The sequence below is a fragment of the Nocardia sp. NPDC051787 genome, assembly GCF_040681325.1.
Classification (GTDB): domain Bacteria; phylum Actinomycetota; class Actinomycetes; order Mycobacteriales; family Mycobacteriaceae; genus Nocardia.
The window spans coordinates 226,763-244,031 of sequence record NZ_JBFAYO010000007.1; the positions used below are offsets into that span (position 1 = coordinate 226,763).

At 68.2% G+C, this 17,269-nt stretch carries 18 protein-coding genes and 2 tRNA genes; 7 read left to right on the forward strand and 13 right to left on the reverse strand.

Annotated elements, in window-relative coordinates:
• Positions 1–707: 707 nt before the first annotated feature.
• Positions 708–1,313, reverse strand: coding sequence for a helix-turn-helix domain-containing protein (locus tag AB0M45_RS10465; RefSeq protein ID WP_364325486.1), 606 nt, complete (start codon positions 1,311–1,313; stop codon positions 708–710).
• Between the two features lie 127 nt (positions 1,314–1,440).
• Here AB0M45_RS10465 and AB0M45_RS10470 point away from each other — a divergent pair, with 127 nt between their 5' ends.
• The 3 genes from AB0M45_RS10470 to AB0M45_RS10480 all read left to right on the forward strand — a co-directional run bounded on the left by AB0M45_RS10470 (position 1,441) and on the right by AB0M45_RS10480 (position 3,454).
• Positions 1,441–2,202: an SDR family NAD(P)-dependent oxidoreductase gene (locus tag AB0M45_RS10470; RefSeq protein WP_364325489.1), complete on the forward strand. Its 762-nt coding sequence runs from the start codon at positions 1,441–1,443 to the stop codon at positions 2,200–2,202.
• Between the two features lie 36 nt (positions 2,203–2,238).
• Positions 2,239–2,652 (forward strand): DUF4345 domain-containing protein, encoded by a 414-nt coding sequence (locus AB0M45_RS10475; protein WP_364325492.1) that lies wholly within the window; start codon positions 2,239–2,241, stop codon positions 2,650–2,652.
• Positions 2,653–2,755: 103 nt separating this feature from the next.
• Positions 2,756–3,454: a type 1 glutamine amidotransferase domain-containing protein gene (locus tag AB0M45_RS10480; RefSeq protein ID WP_364325495.1), complete on the forward strand. Its 699-nt coding sequence runs from the start codon at positions 2,756–2,758 to the stop codon at positions 3,452–3,454.
• An 84-nt stretch (positions 3,455–3,538) separates the two neighbouring features.
• Here AB0M45_RS10480 and AB0M45_RS10485 read toward each other — a convergent pair whose 3' ends face one another.
• Together AB0M45_RS10485 and AB0M45_RS10490 are read right to left on the reverse strand one after the other, a co-directional pair.
• On the reverse strand, positions 3,539–4,585 hold the full coding sequence (locus tag AB0M45_RS10485; RefSeq protein WP_364325498.1) for a hypothetical protein: 1,047 nt from the start codon (positions 4,583–4,585) through the stop codon (positions 3,539–3,541).
• Positions 4,586–4,711: 126 nt separating this feature from the next.
• Positions 4,712–5,263, reverse strand: a complete 552-nt coding sequence (locus tag AB0M45_RS10490) for a MarR family transcriptional regulator (protein ID WP_364325501.1) — start codon at positions 5,261–5,263, stop codon at positions 4,712–4,714.
• 113 nt (positions 5,264–5,376) lie between these two features.
• On the opposite strand from AB0M45_RS10490, the gene AB0M45_RS10495 reads away from it, so the two are divergent.
• Positions 5,377–5,451, forward strand: a tRNA-Cys gene (locus tag AB0M45_RS10495).
• 151 nt (positions 5,452–5,602) lie between these two features.
• Here the strand turns inward: AB0M45_RS10495 and AB0M45_RS10500 are convergent.
• The 5 genes from AB0M45_RS10500 to AB0M45_RS10520 all read right to left on the reverse strand — a co-directional run bounded on the left by AB0M45_RS10500 (position 5,603) and on the right by AB0M45_RS10520 (position 11,431).
• Positions 5,603–6,655: an ABC transporter ATP-binding protein gene (locus AB0M45_RS10500; protein WP_364325504.1), complete on the reverse strand. Its 1,053-nt coding sequence runs from the start codon at positions 6,653–6,655 to the stop codon at positions 5,603–5,605.
• Positions 6,652–8,199, reverse strand: coding sequence for an iron ABC transporter permease (locus AB0M45_RS10505; RefSeq protein ID WP_364325587.1), 1,548 nt, complete (start codon positions 8,197–8,199; stop codon positions 6,652–6,654). The genes AB0M45_RS10500 and AB0M45_RS10505 overlap by 4 nt, the downstream gene beginning before the upstream one ends.
• Positions 8,200–8,207: 8 nt before the next feature.
• A complete protein-coding gene (locus AB0M45_RS10510; protein WP_364325507.1) occupies positions 8,208–9,230 on the reverse strand; it encodes an iron ABC transporter substrate-binding protein in 1,023 nt (340 codons plus the stop codon).
• A gap of 125 nt (positions 9,231–9,355) precedes the next feature.
• Complete coding sequence (locus AB0M45_RS10515) at positions 9,356–10,777, reverse strand: metallophosphoesterase (protein ID WP_364325510.1); 1,422 nt, start codon at positions 10,775–10,777, stop codon at positions 9,356–9,358.
• A 243-nt stretch (positions 10,778–11,020) separates the two neighbouring features.
• The gene (locus AB0M45_RS10520; RefSeq protein WP_364325513.1) at positions 11,021–11,431 is read right to left on the reverse strand and encodes a nuclear transport factor 2 family protein; all 411 of its coding nucleotides are present in this window, start codon (positions 11,429–11,431) and stop codon (positions 11,021–11,023) included.
• A 148-nt stretch (positions 11,432–11,579) separates the two neighbouring features.
• Between AB0M45_RS10520 and AB0M45_RS10525 the strand changes: the two genes are divergently transcribed.
• Both AB0M45_RS10525 and AB0M45_RS10530 read left to right on the forward strand, forming a co-directional pair.
• Positions 11,580–11,951 carry a hypothetical protein gene (locus tag AB0M45_RS10525; protein WP_364325516.1) on the forward strand — a complete coding sequence of 124 codons (372 nt, stop codon included), beginning with the start codon at positions 11,580–11,582 and terminating at the stop codon, positions 11,949–11,951.
• Positions 11,952–12,137: 186 nt separating this feature from the next.
• Positions 12,138–12,824, forward strand: coding sequence for a hypothetical protein (locus AB0M45_RS10530; RefSeq protein WP_364325519.1), 687 nt, complete (start codon positions 12,138–12,140; stop codon positions 12,822–12,824).
• A 97-nt stretch (positions 12,825–12,921) separates the two neighbouring features.
• On the opposite strand, the gene AB0M45_RS10535 is transcribed toward AB0M45_RS10530, so the two are convergent.
• Positions 12,922–13,566, reverse strand: a complete 645-nt coding sequence (locus AB0M45_RS10535; protein WP_364325522.1) for a L,D-transpeptidase family protein — start codon at positions 13,564–13,566, stop codon at positions 12,922–12,924.
• A 318-nt stretch (positions 13,567–13,884) separates the two neighbouring features.
• A complete protein-coding gene (locus tag AB0M45_RS10540; RefSeq protein ID WP_364325525.1) occupies positions 13,885–14,949 on the reverse strand; it encodes an alpha/beta hydrolase in 1,065 nt (354 codons plus the stop codon).
• A gap of 104 nt (positions 14,950–15,053) precedes the next feature.
• Here AB0M45_RS10540 and AB0M45_RS10545 point away from each other — a divergent pair, with 104 nt between their 5' ends.
• Entirely contained in the window at positions 15,054–15,296 is a 243-nt protein-coding gene (locus tag AB0M45_RS10545; protein WP_364325528.1) for a hypothetical protein, read from the forward strand.
• A 121-nt stretch (positions 15,297–15,417) separates the two neighbouring features.
• Here the strand turns inward: AB0M45_RS10545 and AB0M45_RS10550 are convergent.
• From AB0M45_RS10550 to AB0M45_RS10560, 3 genes are all read right to left on the reverse strand, one after another.
• A tRNA-Arg gene (locus AB0M45_RS10550) sits at positions 15,418–15,490 on the reverse strand.
• Between the two features lie 105 nt (positions 15,491–15,595).
• Positions 15,596–16,237, reverse strand: a complete 642-nt coding sequence (locus tag AB0M45_RS10555) for a DUF305 domain-containing protein (RefSeq protein ID WP_364325590.1) — start codon at positions 16,235–16,237, stop codon at positions 15,596–15,598.
• Positions 16,238–16,371: 134 nt separating this feature from the next.
• Positions 16,372–17,268: a DUF3105 domain-containing protein gene (locus AB0M45_RS10560; RefSeq protein WP_364325531.1), complete on the reverse strand. Its 897-nt coding sequence runs from the start codon at positions 17,266–17,268 to the stop codon at positions 16,372–16,374.
• Position 17,269 lies beyond the last annotated feature (1 nt).

The window sequence follows — 17,269 nt, forward strand, 5'->3', positions numbered from 1 at the left end:
GAAGACTTCCACCGCGTCGCCGTAGTGGGTTGCTCGCCATTCCTTCACGAATGCCTGCGCGGCTGTGGTGCAGTCGGCCTCGTCCGGTCACCGGCCACCGCCGATAGAACACGTCTTCTCCCGGCGTGCGGACCTGTTTCACCCGAATACGCGGCACTAGCGTTTTGTTGTAGAACGCGTGAGCCGGGACCGCCAAAACGAACTCGGATGAGATCGCGAAGCGGCAACATGCTGGCGATCGACCTTGCGGGGGATCCTCCGAGCGGGATCGACGACTGGCGCGAGAGCGTCGGGGACGCTATCCTCGCTCAGGTAGAACGACCGGTCTTTCCACCTTGCCGCGAGGAGTGGATCTCTGGGCTTCTGGTCGGGCCGCCTCCCGGCGGAGGAGTGCCACTGGGTCACCGGTGCGCATCGAATAGAGATGAACAGGTTGTATGAAACAAAGCCGCTTCGGAGTCAGGGTGGTCCCCACCGCCGAGCCCCTGACGCCGCGCGTCATCGGCCGGCCGGCCGATCCCCAACCGGTGCGCGACGCTTTGGCCGACGGCCTCCCCGAGCGGGGCAAGCTGGATGAGCCGCAGGTTCAGCTCTGTACCGATCTGCGGGTGATGCTTGTGGAGAACCCTTCCATTCGCTGGCGCGAGGGCGCGCAGGCTCGGCCGGGGTTTCACAGCGGGTCGCGGGTTCGCGAGGCCCCGGTGGGGTCAGTCCACCGAACGGATCAGCCGGACCGCGTCCAGCAGGGTCTTGTGGGCGGCGGACGAGTCGTCCAGGTAACCGGCGGCCATCGCGCCGTCGTACAGCATCAGCAGCGCACCGGCGGCCGACTCCGGGTCGGCGTGGTCGAGCCGGGTGAGCAGGTCCTGGAAGAGGGTGCGAAGCCACTCCCGATGGGACGCCACCAGACGGCGCACCGAATCGGTGGCGTCCGGGTACTCGGCGGCCGCGTTCAGGAACGGCGATCCGCGAAATCCGCGTTCGCGGGCGTGCTCGGCGATCGCCTCGAAGATCAGGTCGATCGCCTCCGCGGGCGGATACCCGGCGGCCAGCGGTTCGGCCACCTGCCGATAGTAGGCATCCTTGGTCAGCAGATAGGCCAGGACAAGGTCGTCCTTGGATGCGAAGTGCCGGTAGAAGGTCGCCTTCGTCACCCCGGCCTCGGCGATCAGCCGCTCCACGCCGATCGCGCGTACGCCCTCGTAGTAGAACAGGCGCGACGCGGCCTTGACCAGGCGTTCGCGGGGCGGCAGTTCTCGATCTATCTCGGTCACTCGACGCGTGGCATCGGTGGACCGCGCAGGGGTGCTCACTTCCCCATTGTGCCCTTGGCCCAGCGTCGAGCCGGCCTCCACACCTGTACGGCCGCACCTATAGGACCGTCGATCTCTCTCCTACGGCCCGCAGCAATGTGGCCGTTCATCGAAAGGCTTTGAAATCATGACTCGTCGTCTCGACGGAACCGTCGCCCTCGTCACCGGAGCATCCAGCGGTATCGGCCGCGCCACCGCCCTGGAGCTGGCCCGCGAGGGCGCGTCCGTGGCCGTGGCCGGACGCCGCGAGGACCGGCTCACCGACCTCGCCGCGGAAATCTCCGATGCCGGGGGACAGGCGTTGGTCGTGCCCGCCGACGTCACCGACCCCCAAGCCGCCCAAGAAGCGGTCGAGCGGACCGTCGAGGGCCTGGGCCGCTTGGACACCCTGGTCAACAACGCGGGCCTCATGCTGCTCGGCCCCGCCCCCGGCGCGGATCTCGACGACTGGCGGCGCATGATCGACATCAACCTCATGGGCCTGATGTACTGCACCCACGCGGCCGTTCCCCATCTGGTCGAGGCAGCCGCCGAGGAGCCACGTCAGGTCGCCGACATCGTCAACATCGGTTCGCTCGCAGGCCGCAGCGCGTTCGCCATGTCGGCCGTGTACTCCGCCACTAAATTCGGCGTCGGCGCCTTCAGCGAGGCGCTGCGCCAGGAACTGGCACACCGGCACGTCCGCGTGTCCGTCGTCGAGCCGGGCAGCGTCGACACCGAGCTGCGCGATCACAACCCCGCCGTCGTCCAGCAGCAGATCGCCGCCGCACTCGGCGATATCGAGCGGCTGCAAGGCCAGGACATCGCCGACACCGTCGGCTACATCGTCACCCGCCCCCGGCACGTGGCCGTCGCCGAGCTGCTCGTACGCCCCACCGAGCAGGTCTGAACACCGAGCAACCGCGAGACAAGCAAAGGAATCACCATGGCTGCCGACCTCCCTCTCACTCGAGCCGAGATCGTCGTCCGTGCCTGCCTGGTGCTGGCAACCGTCATCGTGATCGCCGGTGGTCTGCTGCAGATGGTGCAGGGCGCCTCGGCGGGCGATGCGACCGCCGACCACATACACCGATTCATGGCAGGCATCTACATCGGCTGGGCTCCCCTGTTGGCATGGACGGCGGTAACGATCCGCTCGCAGGGGCTACTCGTCTACTTCCTTGCCGCCCCGATCTTCTTCGGGTTCGTCGGGCGGATGATCTCCATCGCGCTGGAAGGCCTGCCCACCCGGCCGGCGGAATTCCTCTCCTTCGCCGCCCTGGAGTTGATCCTCGCGGTCGTCATCGTCTGGGCGCAGTCTTCTGTACTCAGTGACAGACGAGCGCGAGCCACTGCCTGAGGCGGACGATCCCGGGTACGCAGATCCGTATGTGCCGGGCGCGACGGCCCTCGTTCTTCACGCCAGGCTCCGGATATGTAGCTGACCGACCGAGGAGGGAAATGTGCACCAGAAAAAGATTCTGGCGGTGGTGACGAATCAGCCCACCTACGGGGACAGCGAACACCGAACCGGCCTATGGCTGGGTGAACTCGTCCATTTTTACGACAAGGCGGTGGAGGCCGGCCACACCGTAGATGTGGTGAGCCCGGCGGGCGGCGAGGTGCCACTCGACCCCCGAAGCCTCGGCCGATTGTTCGCCGACAAGACGGTTCGTGGTTATCTCGACGACCCGGCCTTCATGAATGCCCTGAAAACCACCCCCTCTATTGCCGACGTAAATCCGGACGACTACTCCACGATCTTCTTCACGGGTGGTCACGGCACGATGTGGGACTTCCCCGACAACGCTGATTTGCAGCGAACAGCCCAGGCGATCTACGCCGGCGGCGGGATCGTCTCCTCGGTCTGCCACGGTGCCTGCGCCCTCATCAACCTCCGTGACGCCGACGGGAATCCGCTCGTACAGAACCACACCGTCACCGGCTTCGCGACGATCGAGGAAAGACTGGCCGGGGTGAAGAGCAGGGTTCCGTTTCTCTTGGAGGACGAACTACGCGCGAAGGGAGCCAACTATGTGCGCTCCACTATCCCGATGACACCGCATGCCGTGCGTGACGGCCGCCTGATCACCGGCCAGAACCCGGTGTCCACCAAGGTGGTCAGCGACTCGATTCTCGCTGCCTTGGCTGAAACCGAGTAAAGGTTCGGCCACAAAGCTGCGAAACGCGAAGCGAGTGGCGGACCTTGATGCTGTGCGTGTGCACCGGCGCGGGTTCGCCGTCGGTTATCCGAAGGACCTCGGTGTGGGCGCGACGATTTCGGCTGGTGTGCGCTCGTTGCCGCTCTCCGGCCGGGTTGAGTCTTTGCCGGTGGCGAGGAGTCCGGCGATGGTGGCGCCGAGGGCCACGGTGACTGCTACCGCGGCGATGAGTTTGCGCCGGTCCACGGTGGGCGGGACCAGTGTGGCTCCGGCGCGGACCCGGGGCATTCGGAGGTCGCCGCGCCGTCGTTCGGCGGCCAGCAGGACGGCCCCGCGCGCCGAGACCAGGTCTGGTTCCGGGTCGTAAATGATCGGCAGGTCGACGAGTCCGGCCAGCTCGGACCGGATGCTCGGACTGCGGGTGCAGCCGCCGAGCAGCACCATGGCCTTCGGTCGCACGCCGGTTTCTTCGATGATCTGGCGCACGAACGAGGCGGAGTGGTGGATGCCCGCGGCAAAGAGCTCGGCCAGGTCGCTGCGGGTCAGCACGGCCCGGTCGCCGGTGCCGGTGTCGATCGCGGTGACCACCCTGGCGTCGCTCAACTCCTCGCGATGACGCCTGCTGGTCGGCTTGTCGGTGAGCACGCCGTCGCGGGCCAGCCGCCAGCGCAACAGGGCGTCGTAGCCGTCGCCGCCGAGTACCGTGCTGCGTCTGCTGGACAGAATCGTGTCGGTGCGGCAATCGGCGTGGGTGATGGTCAGCCCGGAGCTGCCCAGGTCGTACAGGATCACCGAGCCGCTGTCCGGAAGTTGCCCGGTGAAGCGCAGATAGCGCAGCTGGGCAAGCGGTTCCTCGACGATGGTGAGCCTGCGCTCGCCCGCGTTGGCGCGGATGGCATCGGCATGCAGGGGACAGCGGCAGGTCACGGCGGTTCCGGAGACCAGTTCGTCACGGGCGCCGGCGGCCCCCATCATCTGGTGGATCGCCTCGAAGACCGACTCCTCGACACCGCCACCCGCCCGCCGGGGCACCTCGCAGTGATCGATCGGGGGCAGATGTGGCTGATCGGAGTGTGTCAGCATCGCGTGTGCGCCTCCAGCGCCCGCCGATACACCCAAGACCAGCACCATGGATTACATGGTGAACCTTTTCCCTGCCGCTGCCAAGACGACGGGCCCGGCAATTCGCCGCTCGGATACCTGGGAGTCACTTCACGATTGGGACAAAAGGAATATGCGACCGACCGGTACTGTCGCTCATTCCGCGGCGGTGGCCGACCAGCGCGCCGTCCCCTCCCCGGTGTCGAAGTCGCCCGCGGCGTGGCGGAATTCGGCCAGCAGTTGCAGCAGGGTGTGCAGCCGGTCCGGCGGGAGCCCCGGGAGCGCGAAGACCTTCTCGTTGAGTTCCTTCGTCGCCTTCGCCACCAATTCTCTTCCGGCGTCGGTGATTTCGATCAACGTAGCGCGCCGATCGCTGGGATGCGGCACGCGCTCGACCAGTTTCGCCGCCTCCAGGCGGTCGACGGTGTTGGTCACGCTGGTGGGGTGCACCTGCAAGCGCGCGCTGGCCTTCGCCATCGGCAGCGTGCCGGTCTTACTGAAGCTGAGCAGCATCAGCAGCTCGTAGCGCGAGAAGGTCAAACCGGTCGGTTTCAGTGCCTCGTCGACCCGCGCCATCACGATTTGCTGGGCGCGCACCAGCGAGGTCACCGCGGCCATGCCGTCGGCGACCTCGCCCCAGCCGTGGCCGACCCACTGACGATGGGCCTCCTCGATCGGGTCGAGCGGAAGCGGACGTGGCCGAGACATATTTCGATCATTCCATGGCGTCGAGCGAAGGCGGGGACATCCGACCAGCCTTCGGATCACCGTGAGCGCAATGCTGGGCCCGGCCGCCCCTCCCGGGCACTATCTAAGACGAGGCGGGCGTGGCTGAGTGGTTTAGGCGACGGTCTGCAAAGCCGTTTACGCGGGTTCAATTCCCGCCGCTCGCTCCAATCACCCTCGGCGCTCGGCCCGGCGCACGCCACCGCCGAGCCGAGCCCATCGAGGAGCACCGCCGAGTGGCACATGGTTGCGGCGGAACGCGAGAAGACTTCTCCGTGGTGTGCCACTCGTGGGCCTGTGGGTGTGAGCGTGGGCGTCGGTTCAGGTGGGGGCGTTCGGCTCGTTGTACGCCACTGCCGAGCCGAGCACTTCGAGGCGCACTCGCTGGCCGGTGGTGGGGGCGTATACGCTGGCCCGGCGGACTCGTACGGGGGTGGTGGTGCCGTCCAGGTCGATCGTCAGGATGACGTCGGCTCCGCGGAACTCGGCGGCGCGGATCCGACCGCTTCTCGGGTCGCCTTCCGAAGTGGTCTGGGCGACAAGTTGTTCCGGTCGCATCATGATGGTCACGGCGCCGGTCGGTGCGTTGCGCTGCACCGGTATCCGGCCGAGTGCGCACTTCGCCACGTCGGCTTCCACCACCGCGTCGAGCAATACGCAGTCGCCGAGGAATCGGGCGGTGAACAGATCCTTCGGTGTGCCGTAGACCTCCTCCGGCGTGCCGATCTGGGTGAAGCGTCCTTCGCGCATCACCGCGACCTGCTCGGCGAAGCTCAACGCCTCTTCCTGGTCGTGGGTCACCAGAATGCTGGTCATGCCAGCCGCGCGCAGGGTGTCGGCCACCGCCTGCCTGGTCGTCGCGCGCAGGCCCGCGTCCAGTGCGCTGAACGGCTCGTCCAGCAGCATTACGGAGGGCTTGCGGGCCAGCGCCCGGGCCAGTGCGACGCGCTGCTGTTGACCGCCGGAGAGCTGGTGCGGTCGCCGGTCTGCGTAGGACGGATCCAGCGACACCATCTCCAGTAGTTCCCGCACCCGATCGCGGCTGCGGCGGCGCAGGCCGGGTAGCCCATAGGCGATGTTCTGGCCCACGGTCAGGTGCGGGAACAGCGCGCCGTCCTGCGCGACGTAGCCGATGTTGCGTCGCTGTGGCGGCACCGAGACACGTTCGCCGACAACGGTTTCCGAGCCGATCGATACCGATCCGGCATCCGGCGACTCGAACCCCGCGATGACCCGCAGCAGCGTGGTCTTACCGCACCCGGACGAGCCGACCACGGCGGTGGCGGTGTGGTCGGGCACGTCGAGGGTGATCCCGCCGAGTACCCGGTTGTGTCCGAACGTCTTCGACACGTCGGCGACGACAACGCGACTCATATCCCAGCCGCCTTCCGAGAGTGGGTGAACAGCAGATACGTCACCGGCACCGCGGTGGCGATCATGATCAGGGCGTACGGCGCGGCGGCCGCGTAGTCCAATTCGCCCGACAGCGCCCAGAACCGCATCGCCAGCGTGCGAGTTCCGTTGGGCGCGAGCAGCAGTGTCGCGGTCAGTTCGGTCGCCACCGCTACGAACACCAGCGCCGCCGCGGCGGCCGCGGCGGGTGCGGTGAGCCGCAGGGTGACCAGACAGAACGTGGCCGGTCCCGACTTGCCCAGCGAGCGGGACGCCTCCTCCAAGCCGACCGGCACCTGCGCGAGCCCGGCCCGCACGCTGACCAGTGCCCTGGGCAGGAACAGCAGCACATACGCCGCGATCACCATGAACACCGTCTGGTAGAGCCGCGGCGCCCATCGGATGGTCACGGTCACCATGGCCAGCGCGATCACGATGCCGGGCAGCGAGCTCGTGATGTAGTTCGCGCCCTCGACCAGCCGCGCGAACACCGAGGTGGAGCGCACCGCGATCCACGCGACCGGAAATGCGCACAGCGTGGTGAGCAGCGCGGCGAACGCCGCGAGGCCAACCGTCTGCCCCAGTGCGTTGCCGATCTCGGTGGCATCCCACACCGCCGCGCCGCCGATGCTCAACCAGCGCCCGATTGTCCACAGCGGCACGCCGAGCGCGCCCGCGGTCACCGTGACGAGCACGGCCAGGACCGGTATCGCGCCGATGCCCAATCGAACCCGCGCCGCGGCGCGTGGCGCCCCACCGCCGATCCGCGCGTAGCGGGCCCCGCCGCGCAGCCCGGCCTCGCCCCCGAGCAGCGCCAGGCAGCACAACACGAGCACGCCCGCGAGCATGCTGCCCGCGGGCCCGGCGAAACTGGACTGGTACTGCTCGAAGATGGCTGTGGTGAACGTGTCGAACCGGACCATGACGAAGGCGCCGTATTCGGCGAGCAGGTGCAGCGCGATGAGCAGACCACCGCCGAGGATGGCCAACCGCAACTGCGGCAGCACGATCCGCGCGAACACCGCCACCGGCCCGGAGCCCAGCGCCCGCGCCGACTCCTCCACCGCTGGGTCCAAGCGCCGCAGCGTGGCCGCGGCGGGCAGGTACACCAGCGGGAAGTAGGACATCGTCGAGATCACCACGCCCGCCCCCAGGCCGTGCATGCCGGGGAAGACGCTGACCCACGCATAGCTGTTGACGAACGCGGGCACCGCGAGCGGCGCCGCGAAAACCGGGCCCCACCACGATCTCCCCGGCACGTCGGTACGCTCGACCACCCAGGCCAGCCCCACGCCGAGCGCCACGCAGACGGGTACCGTGCACACCACCAACCCGAGCGTATTGCGCAGCAGCTCACCGACTCTGGGCCGGAACACCAACTCGGCCGCTTGCTCGATACCGGTGGCGAAGACCGTCGAGACGATGTACCCCAGCGGCACGAACGTCGCCGCCACCAGCAGCAGCGCGACGCCCGTGACGAGGGGCCCCGGCCTGCCGACCCGGGGCGCGGCGACAACGGTCCGCAGTGCCACGGCTACAGCAGACCCGCTTCGGTCATCAGCGCCGTGACCTTCTTCGAGTCGAGCTTCGACGGGTCGATCGCCGGGGCCTGCAAGTCGGCCAGCGGCGGCAGCGCCGGGTTGGCGGCCACGCCGCTGGCGATCGGGTACTCCAGCGACGTGCCGTCGCGCAGCACTTCTTGTCCGGCCTTGCCGGTGATGAACGCCAGGAACTTCTGCGCCGCCTCCTGCTTCTTGCTCGACTTCAGCACGCCGCCGCCGGAGATGCTGACGAAGGCGCCGGGGTCTTGGTTCTTGAAGTAGTGCAGCGCGGTATCGGCGCTGCTCTCTTTGGTTTTGGCCTGGTCGCGGTACCAGTAGTAGTGGTAGATGACGCCGCCGTCGGGGCTACCGGAATTGACCGCCTTCATGGTGGCCACGTTGTTCGGGAAGGGCGTGGCGTTCTCCTTCATGCCCTTCAGCCAGGCGCGCGTGGCATCCTCGCCCTTCAACGCGAGCAGGCCCGCGACGATGGCCTGGAAGTCGGCGCCGGACACGCCCGCGCCCCAGCGGCCCTTCCACTGCGGCTGCGCCAGATCGAGCAGCGAGGCGGGCAGCTGACCGGGCTGGACCTTGTTCCTGTTGTAGACGAACACCGTTGCGCGCGCCGCGATACCGGTCCACTTGCCGCTGGACGGACGGAACTGCGCGGGCACCTGCTCCACGATCTCAGGGTCCACGTCGGCGAACAGCCCCGCGTTCTCCACCAGCGCCATGGCCGGAGAATTCTCGGTCAGGAACACGTCGGCGGGCGAGGCCGCGCCCTCGGCGACCAGCTGGTTGCCCAGCGCGGTGTCGCCGCCCTGCCGCAACGTCACCTTGATGCCGGTTTCCTTGGTGAACGCGTCGGCCCACTCTTTGGTGAGGGATTCGTGCTGCGCATTGTAGACGGTGATCTCGTTCGCGTCGTCCGAGGAATTCGAGCAGGCCGCCATGCCGAGTGCCGTCATCGTGACGGCCAGTCCAGCGGCAAACGTCTTCCATCTGACCGGCTTCATCCTCGTCCTTCCGATCGCGTTCAGTTGCCCCGTGCGTATGTTGAGGCTTACCTAAGGAAGATACCGCCTCCGACGTGCGCGAACGGTCTCGGTCCCGCGGCGGATTCCCGGAATCCGCGCGCTCGTTACGTCAGCCCCGAGAAGTCACGCAGCACAACATGATTGCGATCGGGACAGATGCCGAACGTGTAATCCGGCAGCAGTCCGAAATACTCGCCGCGGGTGAGGGCGCTCCAGCGCCGCGCCTCCTCGGTGCGGGTCTTGTAGAAGTTGACCATGTAGCCGCCCTCGTAGATGCGCAGCAGGCTGTAGCCGCCCGGATACTCCTTGATCGCGGCGACCTCCAGGAATTCCACCGCGCACGGCGCGTCCGGCCGGGTTCGCCGGTTGCGATGGGTATGGCCGCTGTGGTGCAGGAAGACGCCGGGGCACCGGGCGTAGAGCGCCTGCAATTCGGCGCTGTCGCGTCCGTTGAGCACGAAGCCGGGCCCGGCGACATTGGTGAGCCCGGACTCGGTGGTGACGGGGTGGTGGCCGAACATCAGCGTGGGCCGGTCCGGGTCCGCGCCCAAACGCTCGGCGAGCAGATCGAATTGCGGCCGATCGATGGACCCGCCCGCGCCCTCCAACTCGCTGGTGTCCAATCCCAGCACCCGCAGGCCGCCGATCTCGTGTTCGATCAGCTGCTGGCGCGCGGAGAAGGCTTCGGCCCAGCAGTCGTGGTGCCCTGCGGGTGCGGCTGCGCACCGGGAGTATTCGGTCCCACGGTGCGGCCGGTCGTGGTTGCCGCGCACGGCCAGGTAGTCCCTGCCGAGCGAGCCCCACGCGTCGAGCCGCGCGCGCACCGCACGGGTTTCGTGCTCGGAGGCCTCGGCGGTGAGGTCGCCCGCGACCAACAGGTGCTCAGCTCCCCGGTCGTGGCGGCGCAGGTCATCCAGCATCGCGGCCAGCATCACCTCGGGGTAGGGCGCCGAGCCGGGATCCTGCCGGAAACCTGGCGGCAGTTCGCCGACGATCAGACCGCTGACCTGCTCGCCGTAGTGCACATCGTTGGCCAGGGCGATGGTGCGTAGTCGGCGGCCGGGCGGCGGCACGAGCGTGGTGAACTCGCCGCGTGCTTCCGGCGCCGCCGGGCCGGATGTGGTGAGCGAGAGCGCGGGCGTCGCGCGAAGTCCCGCCGACCACGCCTCGAAACGGTAGGCGCGGCCCGGTTCGAGCCCATCGATCTCGGCATAGTGGAACGGTGTCGGACGGTCGTCGGTGTATACCGGCGCTGGTCCGCGCGGGGAATCTGCGGGGCCGATGCGGACCTGGGTGTCGGCGTCCACCGGGATCAATCGCCCGGCCGAGTCGGGCGCGAGGGTGGTCCAGGTGAGGACGACCGAGGTGTCGGTGATCGTGACCACCTCGAGATCCGTGGCGACGAGTGGATTCCGCTGCGCCCGAGCCGTTTTCGCGTGACCAGCGAAAGGGAGCAGTGCGGCGAGGCCGAGCGCCCCGAGTACGGTCCTGCGGGTCGGCCCGCAGCAACTCATCCGTGCGTGCATCGGGTCAGCGCGTGCCCTCCACGGAGCAGACCTTCCACTTGCCGTCTTCTTTCTTCCGGTGCTCGGTCCTGACTGGCTGCTCACCGGGAACCGCTCGATGGTGAGCGTGCCGGTGACGTCGGCGGTATCCCGACGCCAGGAACGTTACGGCAACTGGCGTGCCCGGCAAGATCAGAAACCAGACCGGCGGGACCGTTCGCGAGCTTACGGAAGCCGGTAACGAACGGGCCCGCGTGGGCGTTCTCAGGCGTCGGACTCCGCGAGCGCGTCATACCAGCGTGCGGTGTCGGTGTACTGGTGCAGCCGCGTGATCCGGCCGTCGTCGTCCACCTGCCACAGGTGCACGAACTCGGCGTCGTACTCGCGACCGGTGGCACGGGCGGCGCCGCGATAGTGACCGGTCACCACGACGGTGCCGTCGGTGGTCTCGTGCCAGGTCTCGTCGTACGGCGCGGTGTCGAACTCCCGGTCGACCGCGCCCCAGATCTTGGTCATTGCCTCGAGTGGGCCGTGGAAGGTGCCGCCCGCGCCGCACGGCATGCCCGGAGCGGTGCGCGCCATGAACTCCGGATGCAGCAAGGCCAGGATCGAGGGCCCGTCGCCGGCCTGGGTCGCCGCGTAGAAACCCTTGACGACCTCGAACTTCGATGACATGTCGGACTCCTTCTAATATGTTCATTCTAGAACGATCATATTAAAAGCGCGCCCGCGAGAAGGCCAGCGTCTGTGGTAGCCGTCATGCCGCCGGATTCGAGGCCTGGTTGCCTGGTGCTTGCCACGCGATGGCGGCTACCATTCGAACATGGGTTCGACAAGCGATGACGTGCCGCGAACCGAGGGCACGGAACCGGAGCTGGTCTACCCGAACAGGACCGGCCACTACTACCGGACGCTGACCTACCCCCCGCGGCCGGTCTGGGTCCGGCTGGACGCGATTCTGGTCCGCGACCCGGGCACCCCGCGGCATGTGAACGGCGCTGGCGTGATCATGCGCGGCGAGCGCCCGGGAACCCTCACGCATTGGCTGCCCACCGTCGACGGCGACTGGATGGGCCGCGTGACCTACAGCATCCAGTTCGCCGACGGTCGCCCGGATCTGCATGTGCGAGACCAGTTGGTTCCCGCCTATGCTCTGCGCCCGCGGCGCGGCCCGTCCGCAAATTCGCAGCTGTAACGCTGTACGCAACCGCTGATTTCGTAAGAACATGGGTAACTCACCGGGTACGCCCAGAACCCGAGCGGCACCCAACACAGGACCTGAACGCAACACTTGCGCCACCCGACTTGTACGGCCTGAAGGCGCGGAGAGGCGGGGGAGCCTGAATCGCGGCGAGGCCGGGGAGCTGATACGTTGCCGGGCATGGGATTTCAGTTGCCGCATCCCGAGGTGCTGTGGGCGCGCGTGACCGTCTTGGACGTGATCACCTCCGCGACCCACGCCGACCAGCGGGTTGCGAGCGGGGAGGAGATCGGGCAGACGGCCAGAGTGGCAGGTGGCCGGCTGATCAACGACGACGGCGAGGGCAATTGGTACTCGCTGGTCAGATATCCCGGCGAGCGTGCGCTCCTATTCGGCAGGGACGAGGACAACGAGGTCGCGGGGACCGCCTACGATCCGCTGGCCGCGGCGCCCGCCTGGGTGCGCACGGTGGATCCGGCGACGAATCTGCCCGGCGGTGTCGACGGTCCGGTCACCTTCGTGCGCTGGTGGGAATTCGGTCGCTGGCAGCACACGCCGACCGATCTCGACGACGGGCTGGAGATGAGCCTCAGCGCCGCCGCCGACCGGGAAGGCTTCACCGGCAGTGTCATGAGCGCCGCGATCCACGCGAAATGGGTGGAGATGGACTACGAGGCGGGCAAGCTGACCGCTCGCACCGTCGACCCCACCGCCCTGAACGCGCTGTGCGACGCCACCGAAAACGGCACCCTCACCAAAGCCCACCTCTACTTCCTCCAGCCGGGCCTCACCGCGCCCGCGTTCACCTACCTCTCCGCCGCGGGCGTCCTGAGCACCACTGGCAAGCCGACCGCACCTCTGCCGTGATCGTCGAACCGTAGACGACACCGACCACTCCGACGAAGGGCTCCCGGCTTCGGGAGCCCTTCTCTCGTACGCGCCGCAAGCCGAGGCAGGTCTGGTCTCAGGTCGCGTACATGCCGATGACCGGCTTCCTCGACGGTTCGAGAGTGGTCAGCAGCGTCCGCATGACCTCGGCACCGACCGCGACGCATCCCGCGGTCGGCTTGCCCGCCTCGACGTGGACGAAGAAGGCCGAGCCCTGCTTCGACACGACGGGGAAGCGGTTGTAGTCGATGACCAGCGCGTAGTTGTACTGCGGCTCGGTCCGCCCCAGGTTCTCGCTCAGGCTGGTGTCGAACGGGCAGTCACCCTCGGCGCATTGATATTTCTGGTTGTACAGCGGGCTCTCCGTGTCGGACACCCACCACCAGGTGTTCGACGCGTCCACCGACAAGTAGGGAAGCTCGGCGCCCACGTCGGGTAACCGCCCGAAGCTCTCGGTCAACGCGAAAGTGCCCTCCGGCGTGTACGCGGCGCCTTCCCTGGCATCCTTCGAAATCCCTTCCGTGCCAACCCAGGCGGGTACGGCGAACGTGCGTTCCCACTGCCGGAGCCGGTTGCGCTGCCAGAATTCGAGCGTCCCACGATCGGCGCCCGCAGGTGCCGTCACCCAGACGACCTGAGTTCCCGGAACCGCGTCCGTGTCGAACGGCGGCCGGTCGCCGGTGATCTCGGGCAACAGCACGATCCCGAGTAGTACGACCACCACTGCGACGGTCGCGACGACAACCGCGACCGTCCACCTCCGTGCTGGACTTTTTTGGTTTTCTTTGTCTCCCAACGCTGTTCACGCTCCTGTGAGATGGGTTAGGTCGGGCGCGCGATGCCCGTTCCGGCGTATGGTGGCCGGGCCTGGCTGCTCCGGGATGAGGAGTGGTGGGCGCCGATCACGCAGTGACACCGTAGGCGCTCGATCCTGTCTCCCCACGATCGTGACCGGCGACGACAAGATCCCCGACTAGGCGCGCAAGTGCCTGCGCGGTCATAGGTGCGGATGTCGAGCCCAGCCCGACCCAGGAGCTGATCAGCGTGTGCGCCACTCGAGCTCGGGCCAGTCCGGCACCGGTGCCGCCGCGCCGCGCAACTGATCGTCGAGGAAGCCGGTGACGACGCTGCGGGTGATCGCCGCGGCACGTTCGGCGGGCAGCGACCCGCACCGCGCTGTCGACGGCGCGAGCGCGGGTAGATCGGTTGCCGCGTAGTGCCCGGCACCGCGAATCGTGCCGAGCGTGAATGCCGGGCTGTCCGAGGCGAACCGGATCCACGACGCGTGCAGCATGTCGCCGGAGGCGAGCATGAGCACGGGCCGGTCGACACCGCCGCGCTCGACGTCGGTGTTGTCGGTCCAACCCGCCGGGCCGTCGAGCACCACGCCCGCACGGACGCGGGAGTCGGCGCGCATCGCGGCCACCGCGGTCAGCCCTCCGTAGGAGTGCCCCGCCAGCGCGATCCGGTCGAGGTCGACGTGCGCGCCGACCACCGGCAGCGCGGCAAGTTCGCCGAGGACCAAGCGCACATCGGCGACGCGGATGTCCAGCGCGCGGCGCATGTATTCGGCGTCGTCGTACGCAGGTGGAGTGCCGAGCACGAGCTCGCCGCGCACCTCGACCGCGGGCGTCTCGCCCGGGTGGTCGACACCGATCACGACGTAGCCGCGCGAGGCGAGATCGGCGGCGAGTCCCGAGGCGAGCCAGCGCGGCGTGCCGAGACCTGGGGAGTACACCACCACCGGCAAGGGCCCGAGTGCGGTGTCCAGCGGCGCGTCCTGTCCGGCCGCGACCGTGGCGGCGAGCATCGTGGGCACGGCGATGGGCTCGCGCAGCCACAGCGCCGCGTCGGTTGCGAGCAGCGCCGCGGCGACACGGTTGGACGCGGGAACGTAGTGTGCTGGGATCGCCGGGGCCGCAGCCGGATACCAGACCGAGACCGGCAACTCTCGGCCCCCGGCTGCGACGGTGATGTCGGTGCGACCGACGAGATGCTCGCCGGTCGGCGCGGGTACCTCGGCGTGTGTGCGCCCGCCGAAATAGGTGGCGCCGAGGAAGAGTACGAGCGCGGCAGCGAGCCCGGAGACGACGCGAGCGATCATCGCCGCCCACCACCCGGATCCGCCATCCGTCGCGCTCGCAGGCAGCTGGACTCGATCTCGGGCAACCCCGTTTGCAGGGCGCACGCTTCAGGGATGTCAGTGCGATGCCCCCGCTGCGGCAGGGCGTGGAAGCCTCTTGCGGCGCGGCGCCGACCCGTCTCGGGATGTTCCTCCAGGGTGCGGTTCGCGCGCATCGCGTCGCCTGCCCGGCCGCGCGGGCAGATCTCATCTACCAGCCACTGGGGATTCTCGATGAGGGATTTATACCCGACGGTCTGCGCTCCGAGCCGCATCTGATCCGCGCGTTCCGGATCAGGCGAGCCTCCGAACGACCGATCGGGTCATGAGGCGCACGCAGGCGGCGATGACTCGGGCGACGTTGTGTCATCTCGCGTCATCGAGGCGACTGGGTCGTGGACGAAAAAGGCCCCTACCGGCGAACAAGCTGGCAGGGGCCTCTGTCGTGCGTGCCCTCGGCAGGATTCGAACCTGCGGCCTTCTGCTCCGGAGGCAGACGCTCTATCCCCTGAGCTACGAGGGCGGGATAGGGCTCGGTCGGGGCCGGATGGCGGTCCGATCGGGCTGGGCCAGCCTATCGTATCGACCGCCGTCCGCCAAAAAGCGCGTCGGGCGGCGCGGTTTCGGGTCAGCTCGCGGGCAGGGGAGTGGCACCGCGGGCGGTGAGCATCGTGGTGATCAGTGCGGATTCGCCGCGTTGGGTTTTGGCCATGGTGTCGGCGAGGGTGCGCACCGCGGTGGTTTCGGCGTGCTGGGCGGCGTAGTCGATCATCGGCAGGCCACCCTCGTGGTGGCGCAGCATCAGCTGCAGGAACTTCGTGTCGAGTGCGGGTCCGGTGGCCTGACGCAGCGCGGCGAGTTCGGTGGGCGTGGCCATGCCGGGCATGGCGGCCACCGGGCCGGAATGGTGCGGCGAACTCGGCTCGGAATGATTGTGGCCGCCCATCGGTTCGGTCATCCAGCCCATGTATCCGTCCGCGCCCTGCGCGGGTTCGCCCCACAGCTGCAGCCAGCCCTGCATGCGGCCGATCTGGCTCTGCTGCGTGGTGAGGATGTCGTAGGCGAGGCGGCGTACCTCGGTGTCGGTGGAGCGAACCAGCACCACGCCCGCCATTTCCACCGCTTGGGCGTGATGCGCCGACATGTCCTGATTGAAGCCAACGTCGACAGGTCCTGGATCCGGCTCGGTAGAACTGTCCAGCGGAATCCGCGCCAGCACGCCGATCGCGAAGCCGATCAGCATGGCGCCGATGGTGCCGAGGATGACCAGCGCGGTGCGCTGGCGGCGGAACTGCCCGCCGAGACCGGATTCGGCCTCGGCGTTGTCCGGGACCTTGTCGGCGGGCGTTACTGTCCCGCGCTCGGGTCCGCGCTCGGCGTTGTCCGAGACGTCGTCGGCGGGCACTACTGCCCCGTACCCGGCGCGGGCTGGGTCGGCGCCGGTACGCCTGGCACGCCCGGGAGACCGGGCACGCCCGGCACTCCCGGCAGCCCACCGGGCATGCCGCCGACCTCGGACGGGTCCGGTTGCAGGCCCCTGCCGTCCATCGGCACCGCATCGGGTCCGGGTGGCGTCGGGTCGAACGGCGGCGGGTTGTCGGTGTCGAAGACGATGGTCGAGCAGTCCGCGCCGACCTCAGGGTAGGTGTAGGAGTTCAACCGCAGCGCGGTGATGAACTGGCCGACGCGCTTGTCGTCGGGGCTGTCCAGCTTCAACTGATGCCCCCAGGACTGCAGCGACACCGCCGAATCCTGGCCCGGGTAGGGCGACATCATCGTGTACGGCTTGCCCTCGACCTTCGCTTTCAGCGTCTGGATCCCGTCGGCGTTCACCTTGTCGGGGTTGTAGGTGATCCACACGGCACCGTGTTCGAGTGAGTGCACCGCGTTCTCCACCCGGATCGGCTTGTTGTAGACCACGCCGGTGCAGGTCGCCCAGGATTGGTCGTGCGGGCCCCCGAACGGCGGCGCCTGGTCGTAGGCCACCCGCTGGTTCCCAGCGATGTGCAGGCCTGCGGGGTATTCCTTCTTCACGACGCCCGCGATCCCGTCGGAGGGATCTTTCCGCTGCGCGCTGGGTGTGTACTTGTCCAGCTCGGCTTTCTCCCGGTACTTGGGGACCAGGTTGTAGGCCAAGGCGCCGATCAATGCGATGATGACTACGGCCGCGCCGATGGCCAGCCAGGGAATCTGGCGATTCTTCTTCGGAAGTTGCCCTTGTTTGCCCCGCTTGCGGGGAGCCGACAACTTCGCCGCGGCCTTGGCGGCCTTGGCCGATTTGGCGCTGGGACTGTTCGGCATC